This is a genomic window from Bacillus pumilus (genome assembly GCF_038738535.1).
GTDB lineage: Bacteria > Bacillota > Bacilli > Bacillales > Bacillaceae > Bacillus.
The window spans coordinates 1,273,848-1,295,505 of the sequence record NZ_CP046128.1 but is presented as its reverse complement, the minus strand read 5'-3'; the positions used below and the strand labels follow the sequence as shown (position 1 = coordinate 1,295,505).

The 21,658-nt window shown below is 40.9% G+C and carries 22 protein-coding genes and 1 riboswitch; of the genes, 2 read left to right on the top strand and 20 right to left on the bottom strand.

Translation table 11 applies throughout. The annotated features are described in order from the left end of the window. Positions 1 to 15: 15 nt before the first annotated feature. From GKC25_RS06375 to GKC25_RS06340, 8 genes are all read right to left on the bottom strand, one after another. Complete coding sequence (locus GKC25_RS06375) at positions 16 to 1,977, bottom strand: methyl-accepting chemotaxis protein (protein ID WP_034662818.1); 1,962 nt, start codon at positions 1,975 to 1,977, stop codon at positions 16 to 18. 115 nt (positions 1,978 to 2,092) lie between these two features. Next, a complete protein-coding gene (splB, locus tag GKC25_RS06370) occupies positions 2,093 to 3,121 on the bottom strand; it encodes a spore photoproduct lyase (protein WP_034662821.1) in 1,029 nt (342 codons plus the stop codon). An 82-nt stretch (positions 3,122 to 3,203) separates the two neighbouring features. After that, complete coding sequence (locus GKC25_RS06365; RefSeq protein ID WP_044331928.1) at positions 3,204 to 3,446, bottom strand: transcriptional regulator SplA domain-containing protein; 243 nt, start codon at positions 3,444 to 3,446, stop codon at positions 3,204 to 3,206. A 97-nt stretch (positions 3,447 to 3,543) separates the two neighbouring features. Further along, on the bottom strand, positions 3,544 to 5,262 hold the full coding sequence (gene ptsP / locus GKC25_RS06360; protein WP_034662824.1) for a phosphoenolpyruvate--protein phosphotransferase: 1,719 nt from the start codon (positions 5,260 to 5,262) through the stop codon (positions 3,544 to 3,546). Continuing rightward, positions 5,262 to 5,528 carry a phosphocarrier protein HPr gene (locus GKC25_RS06355; RefSeq protein WP_003211078.1) on the bottom strand — a complete coding sequence of 89 codons (267 nt, stop codon included), beginning with the start codon at positions 5,526 to 5,528 and terminating at the stop codon, positions 5,262 to 5,264. The genes ptsP and GKC25_RS06355 overlap by 1 nt, the downstream gene beginning before the upstream one ends. 93 nt (positions 5,529 to 5,621) lie before the next feature. Next, on the bottom strand, positions 5,622 to 7,721 hold the full coding sequence (gene ptsG, locus GKC25_RS06350) for a glucose-specific PTS transporter subunit IIBC (RefSeq protein WP_034662827.1): 2,100 nt from the start codon (positions 7,719 to 7,721) through the stop codon (positions 5,622 to 5,624). A 202-nt stretch (positions 7,722 to 7,923) separates the two neighbouring features. After that, a complete protein-coding gene (gene glcT / locus GKC25_RS06345; protein ID WP_034662832.1) occupies positions 7,924 to 8,778 on the bottom strand; it encodes a glucose PTS transporter transcription antiterminator GlcT in 855 nt (284 codons plus the stop codon). A 55-nt stretch (positions 8,779 to 8,833) separates the two neighbouring features. Then, on the bottom strand, positions 8,834 to 9,823 hold the full coding sequence (locus tag GKC25_RS06340; protein ID WP_034662836.1) for a LacI family DNA-binding transcriptional regulator: 990 nt from the start codon (positions 9,821 to 9,823) through the stop codon (positions 8,834 to 8,836). A 93-nt stretch (positions 9,824 to 9,916) separates the two neighbouring features. Between GKC25_RS06340 and GKC25_RS06335 the strand changes: the two genes are divergently transcribed. Then, the gene (locus GKC25_RS06335) at positions 9,917 to 10,060 is read left to right on the top strand and encodes a hypothetical protein (RefSeq protein WP_162839370.1); all 144 of its coding nucleotides are present in this window, start codon (positions 9,917 to 9,919) and stop codon (positions 10,058 to 10,060) included. 53 nt (positions 10,061 to 10,113) lie between these two features. On the opposite strand, the gene GKC25_RS06330 is transcribed toward GKC25_RS06335, so the two are convergent. From GKC25_RS06330 to GKC25_RS06305, 6 genes are all read right to left on the bottom strand, one after another. Continuing rightward, a complete protein-coding gene (locus tag GKC25_RS06330) occupies positions 10,114 to 11,208 on the bottom strand; it encodes a M24 family metallopeptidase (protein WP_034662840.1) in 1,095 nt (364 codons plus the stop codon). A gap of 104 nt (positions 11,209 to 11,312) precedes the next feature. Next, positions 11,313 to 13,232 carry a heavy metal translocating P-type ATPase gene (locus GKC25_RS06325; protein ID WP_034662843.1) on the bottom strand — a complete coding sequence of 640 codons (1,920 nt, stop codon included), beginning with the start codon at positions 13,230 to 13,232 and terminating at the stop codon, positions 11,313 to 11,315. Between the two features lie 294 nt (positions 13,233 to 13,526). Beyond that, positions 13,527 to 14,015: an endospore biogenesis thiol-disulfide oxidoreductase StoA gene (gene stoA / locus GKC25_RS06320; protein WP_034662845.1), complete on the bottom strand. Its 489-nt coding sequence runs from the start codon at positions 14,013 to 14,015 to the stop codon at positions 13,527 to 13,529. Between the two features lie 54 nt (positions 14,016 to 14,069). After that, positions 14,070 to 15,386, bottom strand: coding sequence for a polysaccharide biosynthesis protein (locus GKC25_RS06315; RefSeq protein WP_034662848.1), 1,317 nt, complete (start codon positions 15,384 to 15,386; stop codon positions 14,070 to 14,072). 313 nt (positions 15,387 to 15,699) lie between these two features. Further along, positions 15,700 to 16,353, bottom strand: coding sequence for a cell wall hydrolase (locus tag GKC25_RS06310; protein ID WP_095285075.1), 654 nt, complete (start codon positions 16,351 to 16,353; stop codon positions 15,700 to 15,702). A 307-nt stretch (positions 16,354 to 16,660) separates the two neighbouring features. After that, on the bottom strand, positions 16,661 to 16,855 hold the full coding sequence (locus tag GKC25_RS06305) for a hypothetical protein (RefSeq protein ID WP_024424688.1): 195 nt from the start codon (positions 16,853 to 16,855) through the stop codon (positions 16,661 to 16,663). A gap of 167 nt (positions 16,856 to 17,022) precedes the next feature. On the opposite strand from GKC25_RS06305, the gene GKC25_RS06300 reads away from it, so the two are divergent. Continuing rightward, positions 17,023 to 17,211: a YkvS family protein gene (locus GKC25_RS06300; protein WP_003211747.1), complete on the top strand. Its 189-nt coding sequence runs from the start codon at positions 17,023 to 17,025 to the stop codon at positions 17,209 to 17,211. A gap of 122 nt (positions 17,212 to 17,333) precedes the next feature. Here the strand turns inward: GKC25_RS06300 and GKC25_RS06295 are convergent, their stop codons facing one another. The 6 genes from GKC25_RS06295 to GKC25_RS06270 form a co-directional block, all read right to left on the bottom strand. After that, positions 17,334 to 17,552, bottom strand: coding sequence for a hypothetical protein (locus GKC25_RS06295; RefSeq protein ID WP_034662856.1), 219 nt, complete (start codon positions 17,550 to 17,552; stop codon positions 17,334 to 17,336). Between the two features lie 271 nt (positions 17,553 to 17,823). Next, entirely contained in the window at positions 17,824 to 18,321 is a 498-nt protein-coding gene (gene queF / locus GKC25_RS06290; RefSeq protein ID WP_003211403.1) for a preQ(1) synthase, read from the bottom strand. A gap of 15 nt (positions 18,322 to 18,336) precedes the next feature. After that, positions 18,337 to 19,068, bottom strand: a complete 732-nt coding sequence (gene queE, locus GKC25_RS06285; protein WP_095285074.1) for a 7-carboxy-7-deazaguanine synthase QueE — start codon at positions 19,066 to 19,068, stop codon at positions 18,337 to 18,339. Beyond that, entirely contained in the window at positions 19,061 to 19,501 is a 441-nt protein-coding gene (gene queD, locus GKC25_RS06280; protein ID WP_095285072.1) for a 6-carboxytetrahydropterin synthase QueD, read from the bottom strand. The genes queE and queD overlap by 8 nt, the downstream gene beginning before the upstream one ends. Continuing rightward, positions 19,502 to 20,158 (bottom strand): 7-cyano-7-deazaguanine synthase QueC, encoded by a 657-nt coding sequence (gene queC, locus GKC25_RS06275; protein ID WP_024424683.1) that lies wholly within the window; start codon positions 20,156 to 20,158, stop codon positions 19,502 to 19,504. Between the two features lie 159 nt (positions 20,159 to 20,317). Next, positions 20,318 to 20,362: riboswitch (PreQ1 riboswitch) on the bottom strand. A 71-nt stretch (positions 20,363 to 20,433) separates the two neighbouring features. Beyond that, positions 20,434 to 21,477, bottom strand: coding sequence for a YkvI family membrane protein (locus tag GKC25_RS06270; protein ID WP_095285070.1), 1,044 nt, complete (start codon positions 21,475 to 21,477; stop codon positions 20,434 to 20,436). Between the last annotated feature and the right edge of the window lie 181 nt (positions 21,478 to 21,658).

Here is a 21,658-nt window from a genome sequence, read left to right as displayed (position 1 = left end):
TTCCTTTCCGCTTGATTACAGCTTAAACCGATCAACCGCCTGACGTAATGCCTGGCTTGATTCGTTCAGCATTTCAGTCGAAGTTTTCGTTCTTTCTAAAGCTTGGACTTGTTCATCTGTAGACGCATGCACTTCCTCAGCTGAAGCCGCAGATTCTTCTGAGATCGCAGCAATGCTTTGAATGGAATCATTCATTTTCTGCTGTTCGTCTGTCATTTCATTGATCTGTGTATGAATGCTGTCAATTGAGCCGACAAGTGCCTGCATTTCCATTGTGATGCTGCTCAGTGCCTCGCCTGTTGCATTAATGGCTTCACCTTGTTCCTCATTCATCTTACTTGCTGCCGTCATCGCTTCAGCCGCCTTTTTCGATTCATCTTGAATGAGTTTGACGGTTTCACTAATGTGTTTGGTTGATTGCGCAGATTGTTCAGCAAGCTTTCTGACTTCTTCTGCAACAACAGCAAATCCTCGTCCGCTTTCTCCGGCTCTCGCTGCTTCAATGCTTGCATTCAGTGCAAGTAAATTCGTTTGATCAGAGATTTCAGAGATGGCGGTCACAACGTTTTCAATATTTTTCGTTTTATGTTCAAGGTCAAGCAGCATTTGCTCCACTTTCTTCGATTCCTCGTTCGCTTGTGTTGATTTTTGAACGAGCATACCTAGTGCATCGAGCCCTCTATAGCCTGCATCTTCAGATGATTTTGAGTTGGCTTGCATTTGCGTGGCAAGCTCACCCATATGACGTACTTTTTCATATAAATGCTCTGATTTCTCATTAATCGTTTCTGCTTCTGAAGCCTGCTTAGACGCACCTGTTGCCACCTCTTGAATGGCCGTTGCAATCTGTTCGCTCGACAGTAAGGTTTCATTTGAAATTTGCGTGACTTCATCCGTTGATGTCACTACTTGGTCTGAAGCCCCTTTTACTTTTTCAATTAACTCTCTGATCCCCTCGGTCATTTGATTAAAGCTCTTCGTGAGGAAACCAATCTCATCTTGAGATTTCGTTTCAAGTGAGCTGGTTAAATCACCTTCAGACACCTTACGCACATGCTCGATCAGACGCTTGATTGGCGTTGTGATGCTTCTTGCTAATAAGAAACTGAGAATGATCGCAAGAACAATAGCAATGACTGAAATCATGATGCTTGTCTGATTCATTTGTTCTGTGATCCAAAGCAGTTTCTTTTTCTCAAAGCTGACACCTATTGTCCAATCGGCCTCTTTGATTTTAGATATGACCGTCAGTTCTTTGTTATCATCAAGACCGGAATTGTCGATCGCTTTTTTTACAGAAGCGACTTTTGATATGTTTTTTCCTTGCTCAGTTGGATGTGCCAAAATCGTTCCTTTGCCATCAACTAAAAAAGCGTTTCCCATATAAGGAATCTTTTGTTCCTTTATATACGATTGAATGGAAGACAGCTTCAAATCAAGTCCTGCGACTCCAACAACCTTTCCATTTCGCACAATTGCCTTGGTGGCTGAGACAACCATTTCATTCGTTGCTTTATCAATATACGGATCTGTCCAGATGACTTCATCAGGCTTTTCAGCCGAATTGATAAACCAATCTCGCTTAGTTGGATCATATCCTTCACCAAAATCAGACTCTGGGAAGGCAAACATTTTACCGTCACTTGTTCCTATATAGGCAAGTGAGATGAGTTCATCCTGCTCCTGCAAGACTTTTAGTTCATCGTTTTCAAAGGCTAATGTTTGTTTTGTTTGCTTTTGTGCAAAATCTTCAGTCAGTGTACTTGTTGCCAGTTTGTTAATTGTACCCCCGTAATTATCAAGCTTTTGTGCAATAATATCTCTCATGCTTTCTGCTGTTGCCGCTGTGGTGGTTTTTGCATCCCGTTCAATGAGTGGTGTTAATACTATGTTGGAACCCACTTGAACGGCCACGACGGTTAAAATTAAAATAACTGAGATGAAAACAGCTATTCTCACTTGAAGTTTCTTAAACATCTCATCACCCCTACATCCTACTTTCGCATCTTATTTTGTATATCGGCAAAATTGGTACCGCATTCAATAGTTGTAAGAAAATTTAAATAGAAAAAACAAGCCATAAAGGCTTGCTTTAAGTAAAATATTCAATTTTTGCAGACGGAAAGTACTGATCGATATATGATTCTAACGTCTGTCTTAGTTCTTGTTCCTCATCTTTTTGGTAGATATATTTCCCAATTCCATATCTACCCCATTTGTATCTTCTTTTTTCTTCATCCAATTCTAATTTTGATTTCGGATAGTTTTTTTGGATCACACGCTTCGCTGGTTTTGTAAAACGATGCTGAATCATTTCAAAGGTGATATCGTGCCTGACATCTTCAGTTAGGGCTGCATCGAGCTTTTCAAAAAGAACTTTATATCCTTCCTGCCAGCCTTCGTGAATGTAAATTGGGGCAATAATAAAGCCAAGAGGATAGCCTGCTTTTGCGACCTTGACAGCTGCTTCAATCCGCTGATCTAACGGTGATGTTCCGGGTTCGAAATATTTAATGACATAATCCGCATTGATACTAAAGCGGAATCTTGTTCGGCCATTATGCTTTGCATCAAGTAAATGATCGACATGATGAAATTTGGTGACAAAGCGAAGCTTACCAAGATCAGTCTGGCCGAAGTATTCAATCGCTGCCTTTAGTGTATGTGTCAAATGGTCAATTCCTACAATATCTGAAGTACAAGAAGCTTCAAATCTCGTGATTTCAGGCGCACGCTCGTTCATGTACTGCTCCGCCTGATCTAATATTTCTTCAACATTCACATATGTTCGAATGTACGGCTTACTTCCCATTGTCGTTTGCAGATAGCAATAATGGCAATGCCCCATACATCCTGTCGCAAATGGGATCGCATACTCTGCAGATGGTTTAGACGTATCAAACTTCAACGTTTTCCTCACACCAACGACAAGCGTTGATTTCGCATTACGATACTTTTGCAAGTCATTTTTACCCGGAATATTTCTTACTTGGTTATGTGAAGTCGTTTCTCTTATTTCAATACCCATACCCTCGAACTTTTCCTTCAGCTCTCGTCCTAACGGGTACTCTAACGCCCTTGGTTCAATGTAAACAAGCTGGGGCACAAAAGGTTTGATCATATTTAGCACATCCTTACCTTATAGGTTTTCATACGGTTACTTTAACCGCGCAGGATGGCTTTTATCCTTTCTAAAATCTCCCTTATTCAAACAAATCTTGATAAAGAGCTTCTGCTTCTTCATATGTCGGAAAGACCGCATCATCTGGAGCTAAAGGATGATACGTTTCAAGTAAAAATAGGGCAAGCTCCTCTTCGTTATATGGATGTGAAACAATTTCTGCTTCTTTGATTTGTGCTACGTTTGCAGCATGTGGATTTCGATAAATCACATATACTTGATCACCCGGTTTATAGTCTGAGAAAGGCAATCTGGTCACCTCCATTTTTCTTATAGGATGCCCTTCTCTCTGCCGGATATGACCCAATATGATAAAATTCGACAAAAAAACCAGACAGGGTTACTGTCTGGTTTGAATTCACTTAGTGATGTTGAAACGTTTTCTTCACGAAATCAACCACTTCTTCTGTTGTGCTAAGTGATAAAATATGCTCTTTAAATGATGCAGCTTCTTCCTTAGAAAGCTTGCTTAGCTGTGTTCTTGCTGGAAGAATAGATGTTGCACTCATTGAGAATTCATCTAATCCTAATCCAAGTAGAAGTGGGATTGCGATTTCATCTCCTGCCATCTCGCCGCACATGCCAACCCATTTACCTTCTTTATGCGCTGCTTCAATAACAAGCGTAATCAAACGTAAAATCGCTGGATTGTAAGGCTGGTAAAGATAAGACACTCGTTCGTTCATTCGATCAGCAGCCATTGTGTATTGAATCAAATCATTTGTTCCAATACTGAAGAAATCAACTTCTTTTGCGAATTGGTCTGCGATGACAGCGGTTGATGGAATTTCTACCATTATACCGATTTCAATGGAATCGGATACGTCTGTACCAGCGGCAACCAATGCTTCTTTTTCTTCAAGTAAAATGGCTTTTGCTTCTCTAAATTCTGATAATGTCGCGATCATAGGGAACATGATTTTCAAGTTTCCATATGTACTTGCACGAAGTAAGGCGCGTAGTTGTGTTCTGAAAATCTCCTGTTCTTCGAGGCAAAGGCGGATCGCTCTAAAGCCAAGGAACGGGTTCATTTCTTTTGGAAGCTGCAAGTAAGGGAGTTCTTTATCGCCACCAATATCAAGTGTGCGGACAACAACCGCTTTACCTTCCATCTTCTCTAACACTGTTTTATAAGCATTGAACTGTTCTTCTTCTGTTGGAAGCTGATCTCTGCCCATGTATAAAAATTCTGTACGGTACAATCCGACTGCTTCGCCGCCATTTTCAAGTACACCTTTTACATCTTCAGGTGTTCCGATATTTGCAGCTAGCTCTACGTGAACGCCGTCTTTTGTGACCGTTGGCTGGTCCACCAGTTTCGCCCATTCCGCTTTTTTAGCTAAGTAGTCTTCATGCTTTTTTTGATACGCTTTCACTTCATCTTCAGAAGGCTGAATGATGACGTCTCCGCTAATACCATCGACAATGATCAGATCATTGTTTTTCACCGTTTTTGTTGCTTCTTTTGTTCCAACAACTGCTGGAATCTCCATAGATCTTGCCATGATCGCTGAGTGAGAAGTACGGCCGCCGATATCTGTCGCAAAACCTTTGACGAATTGTCTGTTCAGCTGAGCAGTATCAGAAGGTGTTAAATCTTCAGCGATGATGATGACTTCTTCAGAAATCATGCTTGGATTTGGAATGTCAACGCCTAGCAAATGTCCAGTTACACGTTTTGTTACGTCGCGAATATCCGCTGCACGTTCCTTCATGTATTCATTGTCCATTGCTTCGAACATGGTGACAAACATTGTCGCTGTTTCTTTTAAAGCAAATTCAGCATTTACTTTATCAGAGTTGATTTTATCCTTTACTGGGTTTAGCAGCTCTGGATCACTTAACACAAGAAGGTGTGCAGAAAAGATATCTGCTTTGTCTTGGCCAAGCTCTTTTAGCGCATGTTCTTTAATTGCTTCAAGTTCTTGTTTAGAAACATGAATTGCTTCTTCAAAACGCTTCACTTCTGTCTCTGGATCGTTGATGTCTTTTTGGTGAACTGTTAAATCTGGTTCTTCCAGACGGTATGCTTTTGCAATCGCAACGCCTGCTGAAGCACCGATTCCTTTCAGTTGTTGCATTACTCGCCTAGGCCTTCACTTTTCATTGTGTCTTTAAGCGCAGCAAGTGCATCATTTTCATCAGAACCAGAAGCAGAGATTGTGATTGTAGCACCTTTCGCAATTCCTAGAGACATTACACCCATAATAGATTTCAGGTTCACTGTTTTACCATTATATTCTAAGTTGATATCAGCATCATATTTACTAGCAGTTTGTACAAGAACTGTTGCAGGACGTGCGTGAATTCCAGAATCTGCAGTTACTTTGAATGTTTGTTGAGCCATTTTTATCAATCTCCTTTTTATACAATTAATACATCCACAATATTATATCATACTGCCGAGCTTGTCATCTAACAAGAACGGCAGTTATGAAAATTATTTTGAAATTTTCATGATGTTTTCTTGACCAGCTTTGATTTCACCGGATTCTTGAAGGTCAATAAATTGTCCTTCACCTAAGTTGGTAAATACAATTGGTGTCATCAAAGATGGTACTTCAGACTTAATTTTATCAATATCAACCTCTAAGAGTTTTTGACCGATTTCTACTTGATCTCCCTCTTGTACAAATGCTTCAAATCCTTCTCCTTTAAGGCTGACCGTATCAATACCGAAGTGGATTAAAATTTCAAGTCCACCGTCAGATTGCAGGCCAATTGCGTGTTTCGTTGGGAATACATTTAAGATCTTCCCTTTCACCGGTGAAACCACCGTTCCATCTGTTGGCAAGATGGCGAAACCGTCACCCATCATTTTCCCTGAGAATACTTGATCTGGTACATCTGTAATCGGATGAAGCTCCCCTGTAATTGGTGAAGCAAAGATTTCTTCACCTTGCTCGTTTTGAAGCGGTTTTGCAATGACTTCTTCGACCTGCTGGCTGACTTCTTCTTTTGCAGAAGGGTCTTTCGCTGGACGAGGCGTGCGGCCTGCAATGATGTCCTGCATTTGTGTTTTTAAATTATCAGAGCGTGGTCCAAAGATGGCCTGGATGTTGTTTCCTACTTCGAGAACTCCTGAAGCACCAAGCTTTTTCAAGCGGTCCTTGTCCACTTTCTTCTGATCATTGACAGTGACACGTAAACGCGTAATACAAGCATCAAGGTGTTTAATGTTTTCTTGGTCACCCATTGCTTCAAGAATTTCATAAGGTAAGTCATTACCCTTTTCAGACTTAGCACTATCTGCACCGTCAGCTGCTTCATCCTCGCGGCCTGGCGTTTTCAGATTAAATTTGCGAATGGCGAATCTAAATCCGAAGTAATAAATAGCAGCAAGTACGAGACCAACTGGAATCACAAGCCACCAAGCGGTTCTGTTTGGCAAGATACCGAATAAGAAGAAGTCGATTAATCCCCCTGAGAAGGTCATACCGATTTTCACGTTTAGAATATCCATAATCATAAAGGATAATCCAGCAAATACACAGTGGATTGCAAATAACACTGGTGCAACAAACAAGAATGAGAATTCAAGCGGTTCAGTAATCCCTGTTAGGAAAGAAGTCAGGGCTGCTGATCCCATAATTCCAGCGACAAGCTTTTTATTCTTTGGTTTTGCTTCATGGTAAATCGCAAGTGCTGCTGCTGGCAGACCAAACATCATGAACGGATATTTCCCTGTCATGAATGTACCAGCTGTCAGCTGAACACCATCTTTGATCTGTGCCATGAAGATACGCTGATCACCACGGACAAGCTCACCTGATAAGCTCTTATAACTAAAGAACTCATACCAGAATGGCGAGTAGAAAATGTGGTGCAGACCAAACGGAATTAATGAGCGTTCAATCACACCGAATACAAAGGCAGCAAGCGGCTCATTCGCTGCGAGCAGTCCTGTTGAAAACGAGTTCAGTGCACCTTGAATTGGCGGCCAAATGACTAGCATCAAAAGCCCTAAAATAAGTGCTGAAATAGATGTAACGATTGGAACAAAACGTTTACCAGCAAAGAAGCCGAGATATTGCGGGAGCTCAATTTTGTAAAATTTATTATACATATAAGCTGCTAATACCCCGACAATAATCCCGCCGAAGACGCCGGTAGACAAGGTCGGAATGCCGAGCATATTAATATACGCTGGATGGCTTTCCTTAAAGAACTTAGCCAATTTGATGGAATCGGATGGAATCGATCCATTGGCCATTAATACGGCACTCATTGTCACGTTCATGACAAGATAACCGATAATTGCGGCAATCCCTGCCACACCGTCTCCATTAGCAAGACCGATGGCAACCCCTACAGCAAATAAGAGCGGAAGATTCGAGAAGACAATGTTCCCCGCATTTTCCATGACACTTGCAACAAGCTGAATTGTATCATTGCTTAAAAATTGAGCTACATCAATCAGCTGCGGATTTTGCATCGCATTCCCAAGTGCTAGTAAAATACCAGCAGCAGGAAGGATCGCAACTGGAAGCATAAGTGCTCGTCCAATTTTTTGCAACACACCAAAAAGTGATTTAAACACTGGTTGAACCTCCTTTTGTTTTCGCTTACAACATACATGTGGGACGCTCCCTGACGTACATTTCATAATTAACCGTTTACATTTCACCTTCAAACACAAAAAAAGGCATGGTGATATAAGGTTGCGCAAATAACAGGATCTTATCCTGTATTTACCTTAAGTCACTCATGCCTGATCGAATCAGTTACACGTTTCAAGGAAACTATGAAATTTTATTTGTCAATCTGTACAGATGAAGTGTCAGGTAGACAGCCTCCGCATCCTGTACAGGCTTTTTCAATGCATGTTGTAATATTTTGATCATTTTCCAAGCAGTATTGTAGCATAAAGGATATTCATTTTTCAATAGATGAAGCAATTTTTCTGGCTCCTCTAATGATTCTTCCCGTTTAATGCGCTCAATCGAAAATGTAATATGGCGCAATAAGCGTAAATAATGAATACTTTCACGGTCTACTTTCATATGAAATGAATCTTCTATGACTTGGACCATCTGCGTAATAAGCTGCGAATGACGGTTCACCTCAGATAAGGGCCGATTCGTCAAAGCCGAGTGAATATGGAGCGCAATAAAACCAATCTCTCCTTCTGGCAGCTTTGTTTCGACATCTGAACGCTCGTTAATCAGCTCAACGACTTCCTTTGCGACCTCGTATTCTTTTGGATACAGCGATTTAGTCTCAAGCATAAAGGGATTGGTGATATCATATCCTTGCTGCACCCGCTTAAAACTAAAGGCAATATGGTCAGTCAGGGCAATATGAATATGCTCATTCAAACGGTGCCCCATTTTTTCTCGTATATGATAAATGACGTCATTGGCAAGCTCGATCATGTTCTCATCAATGTGGTGAAGCAGCTGTTTATATTCTGTTTGTTCTTTTGTATTTTTAAGGACAAACATTTTTTCAAATGTGTCTTGATCGAGAACATCACCCGATTTTTTCCCGAAGCCGATTCCTTTCCCAATTAGAACCACTTCGCCCCAAGAAGGGTGTCTTGCGATGATGACATTATTATTTAACGCTTTATCAACGGTGAAGGATTCCATGAACATCCCCACCTCCTTCTTATTCAATCCCTCTTATCGTACAAAACAGATGAAACGTGCGTCAACGATTGTTTTTGAAAACGGTAGTTGAACGCTCGATCAGGCGAAATGGTAGCATTCTTTTTTCTGGTGCCTCTCCCTTTACGGCCCGGTCGAACAAGTCAAACGCTTCCTGACCCATACGTTTAAGCGGAATATCAATGCTGGAAATCCCCAAAGCCTCACTCAATTGATCATTTTGAAAGCCGAGTATGGCTGGAGATTCTCCTGCTTTTATATCATGACGCTGCGCCTCTAATAAAAAGCCTGCTGATACGTCGTCATTTGTGATGAATAATGCTGTGGGGCGATTCTTCATCTCCTGCCACTCTGTGAATAATTGTTTTCCATCAAAAAGTGTGAGCTTCCCTTCGATGATCCATTCTTCATCAATCTCCTGCCCGAGCGATTTCATCATATCTTGATAAGCTTGAAGTCGTGACTGGCTGTTTGCGCCTTCTATTCTGGCTAGTACAATCGCGATTCGCTGATGCCCGCATGCTGCTAAATGATGCAGCCCTTCTTTAAATGCTTGATCATGTGCGATCGACACCGTTGAGCAGTCTTCAAAAGGCGCCGGATGGCAAAAAATAATAGGCCCGGATTCCTGCCACCTTAAAATGTCTCGATCACTTAACGCATTTGAGCAAAAGATTAACCCATCCACGCGGCGCTCTTTTAAACTCATCAATGCTTCTTTTTCTTTTAAAGGATCATACCCTGTTTGAAACAAAGCAAAATGCATACCGCACGCCTGTGCTTTCTCGGCAATCCCTGTGACAAGTCTGCTGAAATAAGAATGATCAATCGTTGGAAGAACGATGCCAAGCATATTTGAATAGCCCTTTGCTAAATGTACAGCCTGAATGTTTCTCGTATATTTGAGCTCTTTCATCGCATGTAGCACTCGTTCTCGTTTTTCTTCTTTGACATAAGGATGATCATTCAACACACGTGATACAGTTGTCACAGATACGCCCGCTCTTTTCGCAATCTCCCTTATGTTTGGCATTTTTTCTCCTACTTTCTCTTGTTATGGTAAGCGTTTCATACTTTAAGATGTATGTGAGCTGAACAAATCACTGGATGGAAAGGGGAATTCAAGATGGGTATCATCATATGGATTATATTATGTATGACTGTTTTGTTTTCTGCTCGTTTTGCACTACATCCTTTAGGAAAAGAACATAAAATCAAACCGTTTGAATCAATTGATGATTTTTTTGTTGATAAGGATCGAAAAGAGTGACAAAAAATCACGATGACACTTCCAAGACATGGACGTTCATCGTGATTTTTTTATTACTTGATGATCGTCAGCTCTTTCGGATAATTGGTTAAAGTGACTGGACCATCTGCTGTGATCAGTACATCATCTTCAATTCTGACGCCGCCGACTCCTGGGACGTAGATCCCCGGTTCGATCGTATACACCATGCCTTCTTGGAGAAGATCATCATTTGCCTGGCTCATAGAAGGAAACTCATGAACAGACACCCCTAGACCATGCCCAAGGCGGTGAGGGAAATAGTCCCCATATCCAGCTTCTGTGATCAGCCCGCGTGCTTTTAAGTCCAGGTCTCCAATTCTCACGCCCGGCTTACTCATTTCAAGTGCCGCCATTTCTGCGTTCAGGACGGTTTGATAGATGTCCTTTTGCTTGTCAGAAGCTTCCTGATAGATGAAAGTTCTTGTAATGTCTGAGCAATAGCCATCAACAATGACACCAAGGTCAAATAACACAAAATCGCCTTTTTTTAAGGCTGTCTGCCCTGGATTTCCGTGAGGCTCTCCTGATTTTTCGCCAAAGAGAACCATCGTCGAAAAGGACATGCCTTGAATGCCTTTTTTCTTTAGCTCATATTCAATGACAGCGAGCACTTCTGTTTCGGTGATTCCTTCTTTTAAGGCGTCCACCCCAATTTTTACACCTTCATCTGCCAATTGAGCGGCTTTTTTCAGTGTAGCAATTTCAGATTCATCTTTAATCAGTCTTAGCTGATTGAGCTCTTCTTCTGCCCGGACAAAAGTTTCTGCCCCAGTGGCAGCTTGAAGCTGCTCTGCTCTTTGAAGCGGAATCGACTCTTTTTCAATTGCAAGTTGAGTTGCTCTTACACCGCGTTTTTCTACTGCTGACTGAATGAAATCAAATGGATTCTCATGGTCTTCATAACCAATGATATCGCCTGACCATCCAGCATTTTTCGCCTGCTCGACTTCCATTTTAGGCAAAACAAAAAATGGATCTGCCTCTTGAAACACAAACAGCCCCATTACTCTTTCATGCGGCTCTGTGAAGTATCCAGATAGATAAAACACATTTTCCTTTGTATGTATAAATGCACCTTGAATGTCTTTTTCCTTTAGCCAAGAAGACAAGCTCTTCATTCGGTTCATCGTGATCCTCCTCACACGTTTTTCTACTGATCTATTGTATCAGTTTTTGCTATATTTCGCACAAAAGCGCACTGGCAGAAGCCAAGTGCGCTATGATGATTCGCTTAAGATGCCCGAAGAAGACGCAGTCCATTTAAAATGACCAAAATCGTACTTCCTTCATGCCCGATGACGCCAAAAGGCAAATCAAGCACTTGTAAGAAATTCGCACAAATTAACAAACAAATCACCGTTAATGAGAAAATAATATTTTGCTTAATGATTCGATTCATCTTTCTTGAAAGACGGATCATCTTTGTTAAGTTATTTAAATTGTTCTTCATTAAGATCAGATCTGCTGTTTCTAAGGCCACGTCTGTGCCTCCGCCCATCGCAACCCCTACATCTGCTGTGGCGAGTGCCGGTGCATCATTTATTCCGTCTCCTACCATGATGATGGAATTACCTTGTTTTTTAAGTTGATTGACCTCATGTACCTTTTCATCTGGAAGGCACTCAGCGACAACCGTTTGGATGCCGGCTTCCTGCGCAATGGCTTCAGCCGTTTTTTGCTGATCTCCTGTCAGCATAACGGTTTGGATGCCTAAATCATTCAGCTCTTGAATCATTTTTTTAGCTTCAGGTCTAATTTGATCCTTAAGACCAAGGCAACCAACGACTTCTTGATCCTTTTGAACATACACCACTGTGTATCCTTTTTCAGAAAGATAATCTTCCTTCTCTTCGATCTCGCGGTCCATTGAAGCCTTGCCGGCAAAGTCTTTCTTCCCAATCCGCCACGTTTCTCCATTCAATTGTGCCTTTACACCAAAACCAGAGGTTTCTTCAATGGTGACATGAGCTGATCTTTCTATGTGGTGCTCTTTTGCCATATCAGAGATCGCTTTCGCTAACGGGTGGTTTGATTGACTTTCAATTTGATAAAGCGCCTGATAAAAAGCAGCTTCCTCTTGTCCTTTAGCTATCACAACTTGATCTACAGCCGGCTTTCCGCTTGTAATCGTCCCCGTTTTATCAAAAGCTATCATGCTGCTTGTGCCTAGCTTTTCTAAAAAGACGCTTCCTTTGACAAGCATTCCGTTTCTTGCGCCGTTTGAAATCAGTGACAAAGCAGCTGGCATAATGGATGCAACAAGCGCACAAGGTGATGCAACAACCATAAATACCATGGCCCGGTAGAAGGTTTCACTCATGCTCCAGCCTAGTACAAAATGAGGTAGAACCATTAAAATCGCGACGGTGATCAGTACACCTTTTACATACGCACCTTCGAATTTTTCAATAAATGCCTGGCTTGGCGACACACTTTCTTGAGCCGATTCGACAAGCTTAATAATTTTATGGAAAAGCGTTTCTTCATTATGTTTGGTGACTTCTACCGTTAAGGAACCATTTAAGTTCACTGTTCCTGCAAACACGTCTTCGCCCTGCCCTTTTTCTTGTGGTACAGACTCGCCAGTGAGCGCAGATTCATCTACACTTGTTCTCCCGCTTAAAATCACACCATCTGCTGCAATACGTTCCCCAGCTTTGATCATGATACGGTCACCTGGTGTTAAAGATGAAGCAGAGATTTGAATGGTCGTGCCATCTTCTTCAATTAAAGTCGCTTCATCTGGTGCGATGCTCATTAAAGCTGTTAAATCCTTCTTGCTTTTATTTGACGTATACGTTTCAAGCGCACCACTTAGTGAGAAAATAAAAATTAAGATAGCGCCCTCTGCCCAATATCCAATGATAGCTGAGCCTATGGCTGCGAAAATCATTAAAAGTTCAACATTCAAGCTTTTAGACGAAATGGTTTCTTCAATTCCTTCCTTCGCCTTTGCAAAACCTCCAATTATAAACGCAAGGATAAATAAAGGAATACTCCACATGCTCTCATCCTTTAGAATCCATCCAATCAAAATGAGAATCCCCGAGATACCTGCTGCTATTAATTCTCCGTGCTGTGCCCATTGATGAAGGGACCATTTCGATTCCTTTTGATTTGTTGTTTGATAAAGTGCTGTATTCTCATTCATGATTGTTTTCTCCTCTCTAATTGATAATGGTTTTCACATCATCAATCGTTGCCCGTTTCCTTTTTTCATCTATATTTTCTGCTATTTCAAGCTTTTTATAGGTCTGTCATTCATTATAACAGGTTCTGATCAATTTTCAATTAATAATTATTATAATTTCTTTTTGATAATAATTATCATTATTGATGTGGACCATTCCATCTCTTCTGAGCACAGTTTATTCAGATGAAAAGCAATTGAACACAAAAAAGAACCAAAGGAATGAGCCTTGGTTCTTAACAATAAGGTTTCGTTCTAAAAATCCGTCCACTCTTTGATTTGTTTTTTCGTCAGTGGACCTACATGATTTTTCACTATTTCCCCTTTTTCATTTATCAAAAAGGTGGTTGGAATGGTGATGATTTGGTATTTCTTCATCATTTCTCCGTGCTCATCTAGAATGACCGGGAATGTAAACTTTCTGTCTTTCACAAATTCGGCAACCGCATGTTTACTTTGTTCAGCCCCTAGTAAATTCACGGTTAAGATATCAACATCACTCTGATTTTCTTTCACGATTTGGTCAAATACGGGCAGTTCCATTTTGCAGGACGGGCACCATGTTGTCCAAAAATGCAGGATGGTCTTTTTTCCTTTCGGCGGAATCATCTGCGTATCACCAGTTAATGTAGGAGCCTCTATCCTTGGCGCCATAACGGATTCTTTTGCTTCAGCATCGTTGCCTATGAGTAATAGAAGCAGGGTCATCATGAGAAGACTGGCGGGTAGATATTTACGATTCATCAGGATCTTCCTTCCCAGTTTTCTTATAGCTTGCCCTCTCGATCACAATGACATTCAAGCTTTTTTCATTCTAAGAAACATGGAAACGCCGAGCTCCTTACATATCGTCGCATAATGCAGTGCAGTCAGCAGCAGCATCCCCGTATTCATCCCTAATATAACCCCCATCATATTTAAGCTTTCAATTGAACCAAGAAAATAGACCATAGAAAACGAGACGACATGCACCCATATATTATGTAGGAACACATCTTTAATGAGCCCCATACCGATTAAACACGCTTGAAATGGCATCACAAACAGGTGGCATAAAAAGTACGGCCAAAGCAGCTGTAAATAGACAGCAGCTTGCGGTGAATCAAAAAAGAGATGTGTGAGCGGATAAGCAAAATAATACATCACCATCACTGCCGGCACCCCGTACCCAAACGTAATGAGTATTGCCTGCCTGACACGTTTTTTCACAAGATCATACTGACCTAATGCATAGGCTTCAGATACATTGGGAATCATCACAATCATGATGGAATGGGCGATAAACGCTGGGAAAAAACCAATCGACATCGCGACACCAGCCAGCATGCCGTAATGATCAACAGCAAGTGTGCCAGAGATGCCTGCTGCAATAAGCGCTCCTTTGATTAAAAACGGTTCAACCGCATTGGCGATCGCATGAAAAATCCGCATGCCCGTTGTCGGAATGGAAACGGCTAAGAGGCGCTTTCTCACGTCAATCCCTCTTAATTCAACAGACCTGACATTGACAGCATTTTTCGCCATGACGTATTGGGAGTATAAATAAATAAAGACGACGAGATCACTCGCGACAATGACACCGATGGCAATGAGTACCGCTGTTTCAATATCAAACGAATACCAATGAAAAAACAAAAACAAGCAGATAAGCTGGATCGTTTTCTTCAGCATATTGGCGAGAGCGATCCTGCCCATTTGCTGCTTTCCCATAAAATAGCCGCGTGCGATAGAGGTAAACGCAATAATCGGAATAAGAGACAGCACCAGCCCTTTCATGAGCGGATGATATGACTGAAATACAGGAATGAACGGCAGTACAATCGCTGCGATCCCCGTTGTTGTACATGTCACCACAAGCGTCATTTTAAACGCATGGCGGAGCATACTTTTGTGGAGCCGCTCATGCGATTCTGCAATGAATTTAGAAATGGAGACTGGCAGCTCTAAGCTGGCGATCACAAGGACAAGCATGATGATTGGAAGGATACTCATATATAGACCCATTCCATGTTCTCCAAGCTCTCTCGCTAAAATCATATTGACTAAAAACTCTATACACTCCGCAATGAAAGCTGCGACAGATAGCAGAATGACCCCTTTTACAAATCGATTCATGTAGCCTCCCCTTTGTCTAAAAGCAAATTCTTTTCACATTCTATGAGACAAGTCCTGAAAATATTTTGATAATTGAAGACAAAAAAAAGAGCGATCTGATTGATCGCTTTAGAATATTGACAAAGGGCTAAAAATGATCTTTATTTTAGCTCTTTGTCCTCCTTTCAGCGTGATAGAAAACCTTTGAAGTCTAGGAAGGACGAGCACTGGCGCGGAGCGAAATTGACATTCGTGAGCACCGGAGCGCAGACCTGACAACGAATGCGAGGGTTTGTCTACACGCTGGAGCGATCTGATTGATCGCTTCTTTTCTTTATACGGCAAATACGTGACGACCGATACGTTCTACAATTTTGCGGGAACGAATCCAGTTATCTGTTGCCGTTTTGGGATTATAAAAATAGATGGCCTTTGTTGTTCTGTCATGTTCTTTCACTACCTGTTTCACAGCTTTAACAGAATCTTGATCTGCTTTATCATGGATACTTCCATTCGATACTGGCTGGAAAGCATTTCGCTGATAAATAACACCTTTGACACTGTCAGGAAACGAGCGATGCTCCACCCTGTTTAAGACGACGCTTGCCACAGCTTTTTTACCTGCGTAAGATTCACCTTTCGCTTCAGCGTGTACCAATCGTGAGAGTAGCTCCATTTCTTCATTAGAATAGCGTTTGGCGCTTTCCTCATTCGTCGTTTCTGATTTTACTCTTTTCTTTTGCTTCGTTTTTGAAGACTTTTCTTCTGTAGACGTACTTAGCATTTTGACTTTCGGCTGTCGCTTCTCCTCTGAAAATGCTGGGATGACTTGATCGTGATCATCTTGATCTATATATGAAAGCTCATGCTTAACAGGTGCTTGTGAAAGTTCGTGACTTAATGTGCCTTGCTGCTCTTGTAGGTTGTCCATCTTCATGGCTGCGACCAGCATAAGGATGACAAAAAGAGCTGTATGAATTTTCATCATTCGCCTCATTCCTCCTTTAATCAAAATAGGCGGTAAGATACTTGTCCACTCTAACAAGAGCTCCTTCTATTTTCACGCACAAAGATTTGCATGCCTGTCCAAATTCCGTCATTAAATGGAATTTATTAGTTCGATTTCATATCAACTGGCATTGTTAGCGCTTGAAAAGGTCCTGTTTCCGCCTATAATCATCCTTATGCTCCTGATTATGGGTTATTACATTTTCTTTTCAGATGTATCAAGCTGGTATGAAGTGTGACAAAAGAACTAAAATAAAAAAGCTTTCTCTCATTCATGAGAAAAAGCTTTAGCTTCTTGCTTCTGTAAGATATTCAAAAATAACATCTCCACCATGTTTCGCAATCCCGCGAAAATGCTTAAAATCATCTTGATTCACCAAGACCGAACGAAACGTTAAAAAATCATCTTTTTGGATGGTTACTTGCTTTTCCGTCCCATTTCGTAACGATTCAAGGATTGTGAGGATTTGTTCTTCAGTCAAAAAAACCGCTCCTTTACAGCCATCATCAAATATTAAATATATCATCCGTTAGGAAAGCATACAACGAAAACGAAACAAAAACGTCTTTATCCTTTACATTGGTATGAAAATATTGCAAAATACTTTTTAATAGGGAATGAAATCTGTTTTTAAAGGAGAGGGATCGGTTGAAGATTGCAAAAATTGGAAATGTGATCGAATTTAGAAATGGTTTAACAGGTGTAGTTGAAAAAGTGAATGAAAACTCTGTCATTGTGGATGTCACCATTATGGACAACTATAGAGATTTAGAACTGGATTCACTAACAGTCGTTAATCATAAAAACTATAAAATCATCAAAGACTCCGTACATTAATTTGCAATCCTCAATTCAGACTATCGTTACATACGTAAATACGAAGCAAAGCTGCTCTCGTTTGACAGTTAGCTCTCTTTGACAATCACATATGAAAAAGACTGACACTATATGAAGCGGTGTCAGTCTTTTTGCGTATGAAAGGTTTGCATTTCCGCTTTCGTCTTGTACATGTCAACTTCCTCGGGGGTGATAACGCCTTTATCAATCAAAAGTGCAATCACTCCAAGCAATGTGGAGGCACTCCATTTATATCGTTCTTTGTTTTGATGTTCGAGCATTTGAAGCTCTTCTCTTAGCTCCATCAGCAGCTTCTCTGTCTTTTCTTCTTTGTTTGCCAACTCAAACGCCTCCGTTTTCCGTTCATTGCCCCCTATTTTATCTCAAAGCAAATAGGATAAGCAAAAAAACACGATTTACCTTTACAAACATACGTTCTGTCATATATAATATGTTTACGAGCTGGTAGCCCCCAGCCGTCCTAGCAAGTTCTATTCCCATTTGTATGAGAAGAGCGACATGACTCTTCTCTTTTTTTATAAGTTCAGCCTGATTGATTCATTTTAACCCCGTAAAAAAAGACATGTCATCAGGCATGTCTTTTCCTATTGATTAGCGATTATCAATCGTTTCTGGATACATATCATGGTTCATCATACGATATGATGCCATTTCTTCATATTTGGTACCAGGTTTTCCGTAGTTCGTATACGGGTCAATTGAAATACCGCCTCTTGGTGTAAATTTGCCCCACACTTCAATGTATCTTGGGTCCATCAATTCAATGAGATCGTTCATAATAATGTTCATACAATCCTCATGAAAGTCACCATGGTTACGGAAGCTGAACAAATATAATTTTAGTGATTTACTTTCGACCATGATTTCATTTGGGATATAGCTGATATAAACTGTCGCAAAATCAGGCTGACCTGTTTGCGGACAAAGTGACGTAAATTCTGGGCAGTTGAATTTCACAAAATAATCTCTATTTGTATGTTTATTCGGAAACGTTTCAAGCACTTGTGGTGCATAATCAAACAAATAATTGGTCCCTTGATTTCCTAGTAAAGTGACACCTTCTAATTCTTCTGGTTTTCTTGTCGTCATGTCGTCTCTTCCTTTCTATACGCCTCGTTTATTTCCCCACAATAATGTGTGCAGCTGCGGCAGCACTCTTACGCGATTTAAGTCTGGATCTTGCGCTACTTGATCGACAAGCGCTTCATATCTCTTTAATAAATGCGTCAATAAGTACGCATCATCACCTGTCGTCGTGTCATCATTTCCTACCTGCAGATAAAAAGGAAGCTCTGGATATTTCGCATGAACATCCTTTGCATAGGCTAGATCATGATCGTCAAAGATCACGACCTTCAGGCTTGCATGCTGCAATCTGTTTCCGCTTTTCAGCTCATCTATGATTCGTGTTAGTTTCGTAAAATCTGTTTTCATTTTTGAGCTTGGCGGCTTCGGAGAAATGGTTAAATCATCGATTTTCAAAAACCAGTCCTGATACATCGTCCCTTGTGTTTCAAGCGCTGTATCAATTCCTTCTTCGTGCAGCAAATCAATGAGTGATTCCATTTGTTTTAAAAGGGCAGGGTTTCCTCCTGAAATGGTGACATGAGAAAAAGCCTGTCCGCCTATTCTTTTTAATTCTTTGACAATGTCTTCTGCGTGAAGCCACTGAATGTCATGCTTCGCTGAGCCATCCCATGTAAAGGCGGAATCACACCAGCTGCAAGAGTAGTCACAGCCAGCTGTTCTGACAAACATGGTTTTTTGTCCAATGACCATCCCTTCTCCTTGAATGGTCGGACCAAAGATTTCTAATACAGGAATCGCTTTAGCCATTGTTTTCAACTCGTTTCGGCCGGTAAATGCAGTAGCTTGTTGGAGTCTCCCTCACAAAGACCTGAACACATACCGGTTTGTTCGCTAAAGTCGATAAATACGCTGCCACTTTGTCATGGACTGTCTTTGCCACAACCTCTGTAGTAGGCATCGCGTATGGATCGGTTGATGAGAATTCCTCATGATCATTGAGCAGCGTGTGATCGTACTGACCATGAATGAGCTTCTTCAATGTACTGAAATTGACAAGGAAACCCGATTCATCTAGCTCGTCTCCCGCAATGGTTATATTGATGGTGTACGTATGACCATGTACGCGGCTGCAAGCACCTGCATCTTCTCTTGGGATGAAATGGGCAGCCGATACATGCATATCTTTGTTCAATTCAAATGAAAATGGATGATTCGTTTGTGGATAGATTTGAGAAAGCATTTATTTTGCCTCCTTCATTTCCATATAAGTGTCATAGCCATTTTTCCGAAGCTTACACGCAGGACATTCCCCGCAGCCATCAGAAATGATGCCATTATAGCAAGTGAGCGTTTCATTTTTTACAAAATCCAGCGCATTCAGCTCATCCGCAAGCTTCCATGTTTCTGCTTTATTGAGCCACATGAGTGGTGTATGGATCACAAATGGTTTTTCCATCGCCAAATTCACTGTGACATTACAAGACTTTACAAACTCGTCACGGCAATCTGGATAGCCGCTAAAGTCTGTTTCACATACACCTGTGATAATATGTCTTGCTCCGATTTGATACGCAAGAATAGAAGCGAAGGATAAGAACACTAAGTTTCGTCCTGGTACAAATGTGGAAGGCAGCTCTCCTTCTTTTTCCTCAATGTCAATGTCATCTCTTGTTAAAGCATTTGGTGCAAGCTGATTCAAAAGAGACATATCTAATAGATGATTCTTCACACCTAACTTGTCAGCAATTCTTTTCGCGACATCAATTTCTTCTTGATGACGCTGATTATAATGAAAGGTCACAGTTTCTACCTCTTCGAATTGTTGAAGTGCCCATAATAAACATGTCGTACTGTCTTGTCCCCCGCTAAAGACAACGACTGCTTTTTCATTTTTCATTTTCTGTTCTCCTCCTTTTGCAGATCTATACAATCGTACAAAGCTGCATCTGAAAGGCTCTTGAAAACCCCTATTTTTCTCAAAAGAAAAGACACCTTTACATGTGTATGAGGTGTCCCAGCCATAAAAAATAAAAAATGCCACATCCAAGGATACGGCAAGTCCTTAGTTTTTTATAGAGGGTTTTGCTAGAACCTCTCCCGTTTACACGGATTTTTGTTCAATTTTCACAGAGGATAGTGTACCACATATTTTTCATGCAGGCTATCCCTTCTTTACTTATCAAGAGATGCAGGCACTTTTTTTAGACAAAGAAAGAGGATAAAAAAGATGCTCACATAGCCAAAAATAGGATAAACCGTTGATATCAATGTACCGTAACCGATTTTACTAATCACATAGCAGCATAAGAGAATAAGGGATATTGTCAAGACACTGTTCATCCGAATATACGCCCTCACTTGTCTCTCGAGTCCATATAAATTGCCTATGACGGATGTAAAGACTTCGCCGAAGATCACAAATAAATAAATGAGGTGAATGGAGTTTGCTACTTGATACACTACCTGAGCCATTGGAATATCAAACGCCTCCAGCATATTTAATGAAGAAAGAGATAAAAAGCATGCCAGTAAAATAAGGGTCAGCATGACGCCCCCAAGCACAGCTCCCTTTTTAATCACCGCTTCAGAGGTCATTTCATTTGCGACGGGCACTAACACTGCTTGAGAAAGTGCTAAATTAAAAGCTCCATATGAGATAGCTGATAAAATCCACTCTCCCTCACCCAATTGAAGCGCAAGAACATAACTTTCACTACTGCTAAAAACGAATGAATCAAGAAATACGATCAATGAAAAGAAAATAAGCATTGGGACGACGAGAACATTGACACCAAATAATCCTTTTGAACCTTTCAAAAGCACAATGACGCTCAGAATGATCGTCAAAAAGATTCCATATTCCTTTGATATGCCAAGCTGCTCTTCAAAAATAGCCCCTGCGCCAGAAATCATCACTGAAGTGACGCCTAGTAAAATAAAAAACATGACGACATTAATATACCTGCTTGCAGCTGCGCCAAATAGAAACCGGTTCATATCTTGATAAGACTCTGCTTGAATTCGTTTAGAAATGAGCATCATTTTTGCACCAAGTCCAGTAAAAATAGCGCCGCTAATCAAGATTCCGAATAGTCCAATCCAGCCAAAACGAACAAAAAATTCTACGATTTCTTTTCCTGTCGCAAACCCAGCTCCAACCACTGTTCCTACATATAAAAAGGCAAGCTGAAAAGCGGATTCATTTGAACGTTTCATGTGACCCCTCCGCACCCATCACTTTCGATTGTCTTTTTTTATCCTATGAGACAAGTTCCTTGAAAAGAAGGACAAACCATGATTAAATGCAAAAAAGGATTTTCAACTGCCTTTGAGCAAAACAGTTGAAAGTCAAAATAGGTCAGAGTATACTATAGTCAAAGATGGTCAAACAACAGAC